Annotated in this window: 9 protein-coding genes; 2 read left to right on the forward strand and 7 right to left on the reverse strand. The window is 73.7% G+C overall.

Annotated features, from left to right (window positions below; translation table 11 throughout):
* Positions 1-8: 8 nt before the first annotated feature.
* The 6 genes from ACZ4Z2_RS16995 to ACZ4Z2_RS17020 all read right to left on the reverse strand — a co-directional run bounded on the left by ACZ4Z2_RS16995 (position 9) and on the right by ACZ4Z2_RS17020 (position 8,056).
* Entirely contained in the window at positions 9-1,259 is a 1,251-nt protein-coding gene (locus ACZ4Z2_RS16995) for a ketosynthase chain-length factor (protein ID WP_468076683.1), read from the reverse strand.
* Positions 1,256-2,524, reverse strand: a complete 1,269-nt coding sequence (locus ACZ4Z2_RS17000; protein WP_468076685.1) for a beta-ketoacyl-[acyl-carrier-protein] synthase family protein — start codon at positions 2,522-2,524, stop codon at positions 1,256-1,258. Before ACZ4Z2_RS17000 ends, ACZ4Z2_RS16995 begins: the two co-directional genes overlap by 4 nt.
* Positions 2,521-2,949 carry a cupin domain-containing protein gene (locus ACZ4Z2_RS17005; protein WP_468076718.1) on the reverse strand — a complete coding sequence of 143 codons (429 nt, stop codon included), beginning with the start codon at positions 2,947-2,949 and terminating at the stop codon, positions 2,521-2,523. Before ACZ4Z2_RS17005 ends, ACZ4Z2_RS17000 begins: the two co-directional genes overlap by 4 nt.
* 90 nt (positions 2,950-3,039) lie before the next feature.
* Positions 3,040-4,197 carry a SchA/CurD-like domain-containing protein gene (locus tag ACZ4Z2_RS17010; protein ID WP_468076687.1) on the reverse strand — a complete coding sequence of 386 codons (1,158 nt, stop codon included), beginning with the start codon at positions 4,195-4,197 and terminating at the stop codon, positions 3,040-3,042.
* A gap of 360 nt (positions 4,198-4,557) precedes the next feature.
* Entirely contained in the window at positions 4,558-6,210 is a 1,653-nt protein-coding gene (locus ACZ4Z2_RS17015; RefSeq protein WP_468076689.1) for an FAD-dependent oxidoreductase, read from the reverse strand.
* 133 nt (positions 6,211-6,343) lie between these two features.
* Positions 6,344-8,056, reverse strand: coding sequence for an IlvD/Edd family dehydratase (locus tag ACZ4Z2_RS17020; protein WP_468076691.1), 1,713 nt, complete (start codon positions 8,054-8,056; stop codon positions 6,344-6,346).
* Between the two features lie 50 nt (positions 8,057-8,106).
* On the opposite strand from ACZ4Z2_RS17020, the gene ACZ4Z2_RS17025 reads away from it, so the two are divergent.
* A complete protein-coding gene (locus ACZ4Z2_RS17025; protein ID WP_468076692.1) occupies positions 8,107-8,931 on the forward strand; it encodes an IclR family transcriptional regulator in 825 nt (274 codons plus the stop codon).
* A gap of 75 nt (positions 8,932-9,006) precedes the next feature.
* Complete coding sequence (locus ACZ4Z2_RS17030) at positions 9,007-10,032, forward strand: zinc-dependent alcohol dehydrogenase (RefSeq protein WP_468076720.1); 1,026 nt, start codon at positions 9,007-9,009, stop codon at positions 10,030-10,032.
* Positions 10,033-10,073: 41 nt separating this feature from the next.
* On the opposite strand, the gene ACZ4Z2_RS17035 is transcribed toward ACZ4Z2_RS17030, so the two are convergent.
* A complete protein-coding gene (locus tag ACZ4Z2_RS17035) occupies positions 10,074-12,749 on the reverse strand; it encodes a winged helix-turn-helix domain-containing protein (RefSeq protein ID WP_468076694.1) in 2,676 nt (891 codons plus the stop codon).
* Positions 12,750-12,994: the final 245 nt, after the last annotated feature.

Genomic DNA, 12,994 nt, shown 5'->3' on the forward strand with positions numbered 1-12,994 from the left:
AGACCTCGTCAGGAGGTGTCGGCGGCGCCGAGCCGTAGCACCAGCGCCGAGTTCGACCCCATGAGTCCCCGGCTGAGGACCAGCGCGGTCCGCAGTTCGGCGGCGCGGGCCCGGGTGGTCACGAGGTCGAGGTCGTGGCAGACGTCGTGGACGTTGGGGGTGGGGGGGATCACGCCGTGCTCCATCGCGAGCACCGCCGCGGCGGCGTCCAGGACGGGTGCCGCGCAGTAGGCCCGGCCGATGGCGGTCTTCGGCGCCGTCACGGGAACGCGCCCGCCGTGGGCGCCCAGCGCGTCCGTGATCGCCAGGGCTTCGGCGCGGTCGGCCTCCGTCACACCGAGGGCGTCGGCGAAGACCACGTCGATCTCCTCGGGGGCGCACGCGGCTTCCTCCAGGGCGCCCCGGATGGCCTCGGCCAGCCCCTCGCGGGACTCGTGCCAGCGGGAGGCGCCGGTGAACGTCGACGCGTGTCCCGCCAGCGTCGCCCGCACCGCCGCGCCCCGTTCCCGGGCCGCGGTGTCGGCCTCCACGACGAGCATCGCGCCGCCCTCGGCGGGCACGAACCCGCAGGCCGCGGAGGTGAACGGGCGGTAGGCGCACTCCGGGACGTCCACCGTGCTCAGCTCCTCGTAGCCGAGTTGGCAGACCACCGAGTACGGGGCCAGCGGCGCCTCGGTCGCGCCGGCCACCAGCACGTCGGTGCCGCGCCGTACGGCGCGCGCCGCGTGCGCCAGCGCGTCCAGGCCCCCGGCCTCGTCGGCGGCGACCACACCGCAGGGGCCCTTGAAGCCCCGACGGATGGAGATCTGGCCGGTGCTCGCCGCGTAGAACCAGGCGATGGACTGGTACGGCCCCACGTAGCGGCTGCCCTTGTCCCACAGCTGTTGCAGCTCCCGCTGCCCGAACTCGCCGCCGCCGGAACCGGCCGCGGTGACCACGCCCACGGAGAACGGCGACGCGTCCGTCTCGGACCGGCTGAGGCCGGCCTCGTCGATGGCCAGGTCGGCCGCGGCCATGGCGAAGTGGGTGAACCGGTCGGTCTGGACGAGGTAGCGTTCCTCGACCGCCGAGGGCGGATCGAAGTCCCGGATCTCGCCGGCCACGCGGAGCGGCAGGTGCTCGCACCCCTCGCGGGTGACCCGGTCGAGCACGCTGAGCCCTTCCCTGGTGGACTTCCAGAAGGTCTCGGTGCTGGTTCCGTTGGGCGCGACCACGCCGATCCCGGTGACGACCGCGCGCCGGGTGTGGGGTTCGCTCATGGCGTCTTTCCCTTCGGCAGGGTGAGGACCACCGCGGACTGGAAGCCGCCGAAGCCGCTGCCCACGGAGAGGACGCTGTTCAGCCGCCGCTCCCGGGCGACGCGCGGGACGTAGTCCAGGTCGCACTCGGGGTCCGGGGTCTCGTAGTTCGCGGTGGGCGGGACGACCTGGTGGGCCAGGGCCAGCACACAGGCGACGACCTCGATGGCCCCGATCGCGCCGAGGGAGTGGCCCACCATGGACTTGATGGAGCTCATGGGCGTGGCGTAGGCGTGGGCGCCCAGGACCCGTTTGACCGCGGCCGTCTCGTGCCGGTCGTTCTGCTGGGTTCCCGACCCGTGGGCGTTGACGTAGTCGATGGCCGTGCCGTCGAGCCGGGCGTGGTCGAGGGCGTCCTCGATGGCGCGGGCCATCTCCACGCCCTCGGTGGTCAGGCCGGTCATGTGGTACGCGTTGCCGAAGGTGGCGTAACCGCTGAGCTCGCAGTACACGCGCGCGCCGCGCGCCCGGGCGTGTTCCAGCTCCTCCAGGACGAGTACCGCTCCGCCCTCGCCCATGACGAACCCGTTGCGGTCGGCGTCGAAGGGCCGGGAGGCGTGCGCGGGGTCGTCGTTGTTCGGGGAGGTGGCCTTGATCGCGTCGAAACAGGCCATCGTGATGGGGGAGATCGGGGAGTCGGAGGCGCCGGCGATGCACACGTCGGCCCTGCCCTCCTCGATCGCGTGGAAGGCGTAGCCCACCGCGTCGAGTCCCGAGGTGCAGCCGGTGGAGACGGTCTGCACCGGCCCGCGCGCCTCGAACCGCTCCGCCACCGTCGAGGCGAGGGTGCTGGGCGAGAACGCCCGGTGCAGATGCGGGCCGGCCTCCCGGTGGTCCACGTCCCAGCGCTGCCCGCCATGGCTGACCAGCACGTAGTCGTGCTCCAGCCGGGTGGTTCCGCCGACGGCGGTGCCCAGGGAGACGCCGACGCGCCAGGGGTTCTCGGCGGCGAGGTCGATGCCGGAGTCCCGTACCGCCTCCTCCCCCGCGACCAGCGCGAACTGGATGTACCGGTCGCAGCGCGCGATGTCCTCCGCCGCCAGCCCGTGGGCCGACGGGTCGAAGTCGCACTCTGCTGCAATCCGCGAGCGCAGCCCGGACGGGTCGAAGAACGTGATGCCCCGCGTCGCCGTGCGGCCGTTCGCGAGGAGATCCCAGAACGCCGGTATGCCGATCCCGCCGGGGGCGACGACGCCGATGCCGGTGACCGCGACGCGCCTGGTCATGAGCCGACTCGACTTCGCTCGGCGATCCGGTGCCCGCCCTCGTGGGCCGCGACCGGTACGGCGTCGGTCTCCTCGGTGTCGACGTGGCCGAGCGGCGGGCTCGGGGCCAGCGGGCCGAGGTGGAAGACCAGGCGGGCCTCCACGTTGCCGACGTTGCGGAAGCGGTGCCGTACATGGGCGGGGATCATCAGTCCCTGCTCCGGCAGCAGCGGATGGGGTTCGCCGTCCAGGTCGACCTCCAGCTGCCCGCAGACGACGTAGACGAACTCCTCGGAGTACGGGTGGTAGTGCTCGGCGATGCGGTCGCCGGGCTGCACGATGGCCACACCCATGAAACCGCTGGTGGAGCCGACTGTGGTGGGGGTGAGCATGGCGCGTAGATCGCCACCACGCCTGGTGTTGGGCTCGATCTCACTGAGATCCACGATCGCGGGATGGCTCTTCGTCACGACGTTCCTCCGAACTTGTGCTGTGGGGAGACGAGGGGATGGCTGTCGCGGCCCGGGCGGGGGCGGTCAGGCGCCGGCCGCGCGGCGGTCGGTCACGAGGCGCATGGGGGCGGCCGTCGCCGGGTGGGCGTGGGTGCCCTTCTTCGGCGTGGAACCGCCGGCCGCGAGGACTTCCTCGTCGAGCAGGGCCGTCAGCTCGGCCGCCCGGTCCCGGTCCGTGAGGCCGAACACGGCGCCGGGGTCCGTGTCGGAGCCGCGGCGCACGTCGACCAGCCGCACCACGACGTCGTCGCGCTGGAAGATCGTGCTGCGCAGCACCGGTCCGTGCGCGTCCTCCGCCGCCGCCGTGTCGTGCCGGGAGAGCAGTTCGGCCAGCCGCATGCCGCATCCCTCACGGGCCGGGTAGTAGTACGCGCGCCGTTCGGCGTCCGCGCCCTCCTGGCCCGTCGTCACATGGTGGACCGCGGGCAACGCGGCGCGGGTGAAGAAGAGCCGGGCGGACTCGGGGTCGTCGAGGTCCCGGTCCTGCTCCAGATACGGGTTGATGGCCTCCTCGACGGCGCGCACCTCGGGCTGCCGGGCGACGTACCGCAGCGCGGCGAGCAGGTCGCCCCGTACCTCGATGGCCCGCACGACCCGGTTGCCGTGCATGAACAGGGAGGTGCGGCACAGCCGGGTGGTGGCGTCGACCTGCGCCTTGGGCGGGTCGTAGTCGGCGAGGATCTTGGCGACGACGTCCTCGCTGCCCGGCTTGACGGTGAAGGTGAGCGCGTGCCGGATCAGGCCGTCGCCGATTCTCGGGGCCGTCTGGAGGCGACGCTGCCCGGACGCTGCCCCGGCCTCGGGGCCGCCGGTCTCCCGGACGATGTGGAAGCGCAGCGACCGGGTGTCCCGGACGCAGCTGTGCAGGGGCTCCACCATCCGCACGTGTTCCTCGCTGTTCACCCAGGTGAGGAAGGGCGGGGCGCTCTCCCACTCGCTGGTGATGAGCCATTGGGAGGGGTTCTCGATGGACTGGCACAGCTGGTCGCTCACATGCCCGGGAACGGACGCGACCTGGTTGCACAGCCCCTCGTACGCCTCGAGGAACTGCTGCTGGGCTCCGTCGTGGACGTCCACCAGCAGGACGACCCGTAGCCGGGAGCCGTCGAACACGGACTGGGAGACGCGCTGCGATGCCGGTGACGTCGGCGGTTCCGAAAGGCGGTCAGATGTGGTGGTCATCCTGCGCACTTCTCCTTCGTTGGGCGGTGGCGGACGAATGTCGGTTTCTCGATCCTGTGCCCGCCTCGGGAAGCGCGCGACTCGTGTGCTCTGCCCAGGTGACCTGCGTCGGCCCGGCGGAGGGGCCCGGGGTCCGGGTGCGGGCGGGCGACCGGCGACGGCCACGGAAAAGCCGCTGTGGCCGTCACGTGGGAAGGGCGTGACGGCCACAGCGGCCGGCGTATCTGGCACACCGTCACGGGCACGGCCGGGCCGGCCCTCGCCCACGTCCCGGCGTGGGTCCGGGCGGCTCGGCGAGCGGCGTGCGGTGTGTGGGTGTGCGGGCGTGCGGTGTGCGGGTGTGCGGTGTCGTCTCCGGGGTCAGCGGGCCAGGAGGGTGCTCAGGACCTCGTGGAGGGTCGCCTCCGCGTCCGGGGTCCGCTCCCGGGACCGCCATGCCACGAACCCGTCGGGGCGGACGAGGACGGCGCCCTCGCGTGTCGTGCCGTGGGCGGCCGACCAGTCGGTGTCGCCGAGGGGTGTCAGTTCGGCGTCGGGGCCGTCGCCCACCCGGTACGACGTCAGGGGGACGGACAGGGACGCGGCGAGGCGGACGGCGGCCTCGTGCCACCCGCTCGGGTCGTCGGCGTCGCTGAGCAGCACGAACGACCGCTCGTAGAGGTCCAGGGTGGAGATCTCTTCGCCCCGGTGCCGTACGGCCATGTGGGGTGCCCGGCTGCCGGGTTCGCCGGACAGGTCGAGCCGCTCCGGTACGACGGGCGCGGCCGGGTCGGCGCCGACGACGGCGCCCCGCGGGTAGCGGTAGCCGAGCGCCACGTCGAGGATGCCGCGCTGCGGGCCGCCCTGTGCGCCGGGGGGCGGGGCGAAGCCGGGGTGGCTGTGCTCGACCGACCGTGCGGCGGCGCGGGCGCTGGTCGCCTCCGCGACCGGGCGGCGCTCGGCGTCGTACGTGTCCAGCAGTCCCTCCCCGGCCCAGCCGCCCAGCACCGCGGCCAGCTTCCACGCCAGGTTGTGGCCGTCCTGGATGCCGGTGTTGGAGCCGAAGGCGCCGGTGGGGGACATCTCGTGGGCCGAGTCGCCGGCCAGGAACACCCGTCCCGACCGGTAGCGGCGGGCGACCCGCTGGGCGGCGTGCCAGGGGGCCTTGCCGGTGATGTGCACGTCGAGGTCGGCGACCCCGATCGCGCGCCGGATGTGCTCGACACACCGCTCGTCGGTGAACTCCTCCAGCGTCTCGCCGTGTTCGGGGTGCCAGGGAGCGTGGAAGACCCAGTTCTCGCGGTTGTCCACGGGCAGCAGCGCGCCGTCGGCGTCCGGGCTGGTCAGGTAGCAGACGATGAACCGCCGGTCGCCCACGACGTCGGCCAGCCGGCGGGAGCGGAAGGTGATGCTGACGTTGTGGAACAGGTCCCCGGGACCGCTCTGGCCGATGCCGAGCTGCTCACGGACGGGGCTGCGCGGGCCGTCGGCGGCGACGAGGTACTCCGCGCGGATCGTGGTGTGCTCGCCCGTCTCACGGCTCTTGACCACCGCGGTGACGCCCGACGGGTCGTCGGTGAACGACATCAGCTCGGTCGAGTACCGCAGGTCGCCGCCGAGGTCCGCCGCGTGGTGGCGCAGCACCGGCTCCAGGTCGTTCTGGCTGCACAGGCACCAGGAGCTGGGGCTGAAGCGGGCGAGTCCGCCGCCCGCGTCGATCTCCCGGAAGAGCCACTCGCCCGCGTCGCCGACCAGGGTGGGCGTCTGCAGGATGCCGTGGTTGTCGGCCAGCGTGGCGGCGGCATCCCGGATCATCGGCTCGACACCGGCGGTCCGGAACAGTTCCATGGTGCGGACGTTGTTGCCGCGCCCGCGGGGGTGGATGGAGGTGCCGGCGTGGCGCTCCACCAGGATGTGCCGTACTCCCAGGCGGGCCAGGAACAGCGAGGTCGACAGGCCGACGAGGGAACCGCCGACGATGAGGACCGGGACCTGATGGGTCGTGGGGTCGGTTTGATCGTCTCTTTGGTTCACCGCTCGTCTCCCAGGGTGCGTGGCCGTCGATCCGGCCGCGTGCGGCCGTGCGGTTCATGCATGCCCCGCCGTACGGATGCCGCCTCACGCTTCACCCGCTCGACGGCCCGTCGCACCGAGCCCGGGACGTGTGTCAGTGGGACTCGCGGCTCACCTCGGATCCGCTGGAGCCGGTCAGGAAGTCGAGGTCGGCGCCGGTGTCGGCCTGGGTGACGTGGTCGACGTAGAGGCGTTCCCAGCCGCGGCGGGGGGCGGCGTAGCCGTCGACGGTGGCCTTGCCGGGGGTGCGGCGGGCGAGTTCGTCGGCGGGTACGTCGACGTCGATCCGGCGGGCCTCGACGTCGAGGACGATGACGTCCCCCGTACGGACGAGTGCGAGGGGGCCGCCGGCCGCCGCCTCCGGGGCCACGTGGAGCACGACGGTGCCGTAGGCGGTGCCGCTCATCCGGCCGTCGCAGACGCGGACCATGTCACGGACACCCTGTTCGAGGAGTTTCCTCGGCAGCGGCATGTTGGAGACCTCGGGCATGCCCGGGTAGCCCTTGGGGCCGCAGCCGCGCAGGACGAGGACGGAGTCGGCGTCCACGTCGAGGTCGGGGTCGTCGATGCGTGCCCGGAAGTCCTCGATGGAGTCGAAGACGACGGCCCGGCCGCGGTGGCGGAGCAGGTGCGGGGAGGCGGCGGCCGGTTTGATCACGGCGCCGTCGGGGGCGAGGTTGCCGCGCAGGACGGCGATGCCGCCCTCGGCGACCAGCGGTTCGGCGCGGGTGCGGATGACTTCGGCGTCGTAGATCGGAGCGTCGTCCAGGTAGGTCACCAGCGGCTCGCCCGTGACGGTCAGCGCGTCGGGGTCGAGCAGGTCGCGGACCTCGCGCAGCACGGCGAGCAGGCCGCCGGCGCGGTGGAGGTCCTCCATCAGGAAGCGGCCCGCCGGCTGGAGGTCCACCAGGACGGGGACGCGTGAGCCGATGCGGTCGAAGTCGTCGAGCGTCAGGTCGATGCCCAGCCGGCCCGCGATCGCGAGGAGGTGGACGACCGCGTTGGTGGAGCCGCCGATGGCGGCGAGGGCCACGATCGCGTTGTGGAAGGACCCCTTGGTCAGGAAGGTCGCGGGCCGCCGGTCGACCGCGACCATGTCCACCGCCAGCCGGCCGGTGTGGTGCGCCGACTTCAGCAGCCGGCTGTCCGGGGCGGGGGTGCCGGCCACACCGGGGATCACCGTGCCCAGCGCCTCGGCGACCAGCGCCATCGTCGACGCCGTACCCATCGTGTTGCAGTGGCCCCGGCTGCGGATCATCGCCGACTCGGAGCGGAGGAACTGCTCCTGGGAGAGCGTGCCCGCGCGGACCTCCTCCGACAGCTGCCACACCCCCGTGCCGCAGCCCAGCGGGCTGCCGCGGAAGGTGCCGTTGAGCATCGGGCCGCCCGGGACCACCACCGCGGGCAGGTCCACCGACGCGGCGGCCATGAGCAGGGACGGGATCGTCTTGTCGCAGCCGCCGAGGAGGACGACGCCGTCGATGGGGTTGGCCCGCAGCATCTCCTCGGTGGCCATGGCCGCCATGTTGCGCCACAGCATGGCGGTGGGCCGCACGTTCGTCTCCCCCAGCGACACCACGGGCAGGTCCAGGGGGATGCCGCCCGCCTCGTACACTCCGTTGCGGACCGAGGCGGCCACCTCGTCGAGGTGGGCGTTGCAGGGGGTGAGGTCGGAGGCGGTGTTGGCGATGGCGATCTGGGGCCGGCCGGTGAAGGCGTCGTCCGGCACACCTCTGCGCATCCACGCCCGGTGGAGGTAGGCGTTGCGGTCCTGACCCTCGTACCACTGCGCGCTGCGGAGTTTCACGATCGAGCCCTTTCCATTAATCGGTACGACGATCTACATTTTGGAACGGCATGCAGGATACGCAGGTGAACGACGAATCGACAGCCCCCTCCGGGGACGGCGCGGCCGGCCCGGAGAGTGGCCGTCTCGTGGGCTCGGACCGGGTGCTGGCCGTGCTCAAGGAGCTGTCCCGGTATCCCGACGGGGTCGGTCTGGACGAGCTGACCCGGGTGATCGGCAGCCCCAAGCCGACCGTGCACCGGGCTCTGGGGGCCCTGCGCCGGGCCGGTCTCGCCGACCAGGACGACAGCAGCCGCTATGTGCTCGGGGACGAGTTCCTGCGCATGGCGTTCGCCCACCACGAGGCGCGGCCCGAGCATGTGCGCGTCCGTCCGGTGCTGGAGGCGTTGGCGCATCGGTTCGGCGAGACCGCGCACTACGCGGTGCTGGACGGCCGGGAGGTCGTCTACCGCGCGAAGGTCGATCCGCCCACCGGGGCCGTCAGGCTGACGTCGACGATCGGCGGCCGCAACCCCGCCCACACCACCGCGGTCGGAAAGGTGCTGCTCGCCCGGGAGTTGACGTCCCTGGAGGAGGTCCGGGCGTGGGTCGGCGAGGTGCCGTTGGAGCGCCGGACGCCCCGGACGCTGTGCACGGCGGCCGACCTGCACACCGCCCTCGCGGCGGCGGCCGTCGAGGGCTATGCCTTCGAGGACCAGGAGAACGAGACGGGCGTGCACTGCCTCGCCCTGCCCGTGTACCTCACCTCGCCCACGGCCCCGTCCGGCGCGGTGAGCATCAGCGCCCTCGCCTACCGGACACCTCTGACCACGCTGGTGGACGCGCTCGACGAGATCCAGGCGCTGCTCGGGCCGCTCGCCGAACCGCGCGCCTGAGGCGCCACCGCTCCCCGCCGTCCCGCCCTGGAGACAGCCCCCGTGCAGCTCACGCCCCCGATGACCGGCCGCCCGATGCGCGCCTTCGTGCTGACCGGCCCCGGCGCGTACGAGGTGCGGGAGCTTCCCTCGCCGGTGGCGGGCCCCGGCGAGGTCGTGGTCGACGTCGAGCGGGTCGGGGTGTGCGGCACCGACGTGGAGTTCTTCACCGGTGAGATGGCCTACCTCCACCAGGGGCACGCCGCCTACCCCATGCGGCTGGGCCATGAGTGGTGCGGCCGGGTCACGGCCGTCGGCGGCGGCGTCGACGTCGGCTGGGTCGGCCGCCGTGTCATGGGCGACACGATGCTCGGCTGCGGCACCTGCCGCCGCTGTCTGCGGGGGCGCCGGCATGTGTGCGGGACACGGCAGGAGGTCGGTATCCGCGGCGGGCGGGCGGGTGCGCTGGCGGAGCGACTCGCCGTTCCGGCGTCGTCGTTGCACGCCCTGCCCGATTCCGTCGACGCCGTCCTCGGCGCGCTCGTCGAGCCGGGCGGCAACGCCCTGCGTGCCGCGCGGGCGGCCGAGCCGCGCCCCGGGGACCGTGCCCTGGTCCTCGGTCCGGGGACGATCGGCCTGCTGACCGCGATGTTCCTGCGCGCCGCCGGTGCCGAGGTCCACCTGATGGGGGCCACCGAGGACTCCCTCGCCTTCGCCCGCGGTCTGGGGTTCGAGCGGGTCTGGGCGGAGGACTCGGTGCCCGACCTGCCGTTCGACGCGGTCGTGGACGCCTCGAACGCCGCTCCGCTGCCCGCGAGGGCCCTGGAACTCGTGGAGCCGGGTGGCCGCCTGGTGTACATCGGGCTGGCCGGTGAACCCAGTCGCCTCGACACCCGCGCCCTCGTCCTCAAGGACGTCACAGCGGTCGGCATCCTGTCCGCGTCCCCCGGTCTCGACGCCGCCATCCGCGCGTACGCCGACGGCACGGTCGACCCCAGGCCGCTCGTCGCCGCCACCGTGGGCCTCGACGACGTCGGCCCCGTCCTGGCCGGCCGCCGCCCGCGGGGCGCGGGCCCCGGACCGAAGATCCATGTCGTTCCGGGACCGGGTCTCGCGGGTTAGCCGGGGCAGGGGCGGTCGGGACGCGCGGTCCCCGCCCGGGGTCACAGCAGCCGGAGTTCGCGTGCGCGGCGTACGGCGTCGTTGCGGCGGTTCACGGCCAGCTTCCGGTAGGCGCTCTTCAGATGGGTCTTGACGGTGTTCACCGACACGTACAGATCGGCGGCGATCTCCTCCGTCGACATCATCTCGGCGGCGCGCTGGAGGACGTCCCGCTCGCGTCCGCTCAGCTGTTCCACGATCACCGCGGCGGCGTCCGGGGCGGGGGCGGCGTCCGGGTGGGCGGCACCGGGCTGGAGCCAGCCCGCCGCGAGTTCCCGCAGCGGCGGTGCGGCGAGGAACGGGCGGATCCAGGGGCCCGCCTCGTGGAAGGGTCGGCGCAGTTCGTCGCTGCGTGCCTGGTGCAGGGCCCGTGCGAGGAGACGGCGGGTGGCGGCGGCGTCGCCCGCCCGGTGCGCGGCCTGCGCGCGGACCAGGGTGGCGCGTACGGACACCGCGGGGCCGCCGTGTTCCTCCGGGTGCGCCCGGTCGAGCAGGTCGAGCGCCTCGTCGGGCCGGCCGGCCGCCAGGTGGGCCCGGGCGGCGCCCACCGCGGACGCCGGCTGGTCCTCGGGCAGCGACCGGAGCAGTTCCGCGGCCTCCTCCGGCCGGCCCTCGGCGAGGTGGACGTCGGAGGTGATCAGCGTGGTGCACGCCTCGGCCCAGGGGGAGACCACTTCGGCGGGCACCGTCGACCGTACGGCTCGCAGGGCCGCCTGTGTCCGCTCCCGTGCCAGCAGCAGCCGCGCGGTCGTGAGGGCCTGGCCCGCGTCCAGCACCGGGTCACGCAGCACGGACTCGGCGTCGTCCGTGGTCTCCAGGAGGGACTCGGCGGAGGCGAGGTCGTCGCGGTCGACGGCCACGGCGGCCAGGACCAGTCGTCCGACGCCGCAACCGGACGGCTGCGGCGGTCCGCACCGCTCCGCGGCGGCGGTCGCCTCCAGTGCGGTGCGCTCCGCCCTGCCGGGCCAGCCGTTGAGGGAGTCGATCAGCGCCAGGCGGCCCAGGCAGTCGGCGCGCAGGAGTTCGGTGGCGGCCGCGCCGGGGGCGCGGGCCACCGAGGACAGGGCGGCGCGGGCGTCCTCGAAGCGGCCGGCCCACAGCAGGGCCGAGCCGAGATGGGCCACGAGCTGCGCGGTGACTTCCGGATGCTTCTCCAGGAGGTCGGCGGGGATCCGGCTGCTCAGCCGCTCGGCCGCCGCGACCGCCCGCAGGGCCTTGCCGGGCGAGCCCGTCTGCCGCGCCACCACCGCCTCCAGCAGGGCGCAGCTCAGCCACGCGGCCGCGAGGTCGGTGGCGTCCTCCGCCGGGCCGCGTGCCAGGAGGCTCTCCTCCGCGTGCCGCAGGTGGGCGCGGCCCCGGTCGACGTCGTGCCGGGCCAGCTCGCGGGCCGCGCGGACCAGGTCCGTGGCGGGGCTCGTCGCCTCGGGGCCCATCCGGGAGAACAGGTCGGCCAGTTCGTCGGAGCGCAGTCCGGTGAAGAGCTGACCGATGGCGAGGTCGTCGACCAGGGCACCGGCGGTGAAGTCCCACACGCCCGCCGCCGCGCCGTGGTCGAGGGTTTCCGTGAGGGAGCCCGAGTCGCGCAGCCACTCGGCGGCCCTGCGGTGCAGTTCGGGTTCGAGACCGGGTGCGCGTACATGGAGGTGGGCGCGGAGTATCTCCGCGAACAGCGGGTGGAGGCGGTACCAGGTGTGGCCGAGGTGTTCCACGAAGGCGTTGGCGCGGTGCAGACCGGCCAGGATGGGCCCGGCGTCGAGGCGTCCCGTCAGCGCGTTCGCCAGCTCGGGGCAGAACCGGTCGAGGACGCTGGTCCTGAGCAGGAGGTCCTGAGTCTCGGGGGTCTGCCGCTTGAGCACCTCCGTCAGGAGGTAGTCGGCCATGGGGGTGCGGTCGGCTTCGAACTCCTTGAGATACGTCTCCGGGTGCGGGCTCTCGCGGGCCGCGAGGGCGCACAGCCGCAGGCCCGCGGCCCAGCCCCGGGTGCGGTCGACGAGGGCGTCGGCCTCGGCCGGGGGCAGGCGCAGTCCGTGGAGCCTGAGCAGGGTCGCGGCCTCCTCGGACGTGAAGGCCAGCTCCGCGTCCCTGATCTCGGTGACCTCGCCGGCCAGCCGGTAGCGGTGCAGCGGCAGCAGCGGTTCGGTGCGGGTGACGAGGATCAGCCGGAGACCCGCGCCCGCGTGGTGCAGCAGGAAGTCGAGCTGGTCCGGCACCTCGGGGGCGGTGACCCGGTCGAACTCGTCGAGCACCACCGTCACGGGCCGTTCGCGCGCGCTGAGGGCGGTGGCGAGCCGGGTCAGTGCGGCGGTGTCGATCCGGCGGGCGTCCGAGGGCGGGGCGACCTCGGGCAGCCCGGCGCCGGAGAGGCGCAGAGCCTCCAGGAGGTAGGCCCAGAACATGCCGCCGACCTGGCCGACCGTGTCGGCGGTGAGCCAGGCCACGGGGTCGTCCCGCCCGGCCGCCCAGTCGGCGGCCAGCAGCGTCTTGCCGGCCCCCGCGGCGCCCTCGATCAGGGTCAGCGGCGTCCGTACTGCCTCGTCGAGGCGTTCGACCAGCCGTTCGCGCCGCAGGAAGGTGGTGGGGCGCGCGGGTACGGCGAACCGGGTCCGCAGGAACGGGTCGCCCTGGGGGTCGGCCCGCTCCGGGGAGGCCCCCGACGCGCTCTGCTCGACCCCAGCCACGGCGTCACCACCCGCGTTCGTCAGGTCGTGGACAGGTTGTCCGTCCCAGCATCCCAGTGTTCGGGCCACCCCGCTCGTTCGGCGGATCGCCGGTGGACTCCGCGGACAGGGCCTAGGTGCAATGCCGGTGACTTAAGTGGTTGTGTCTCGTTGTCGTTCGTGTGGCGAGGGTGGGGCAGGCCAGGACGCCTGCGGGTGAGCGGTTGTCGGACCGGATCGCTGTCGGGGTGCTGACGCAGGCGTTT

The organism is Streptomyces sp. NPDC030183, from assembly GCF_055573455.1.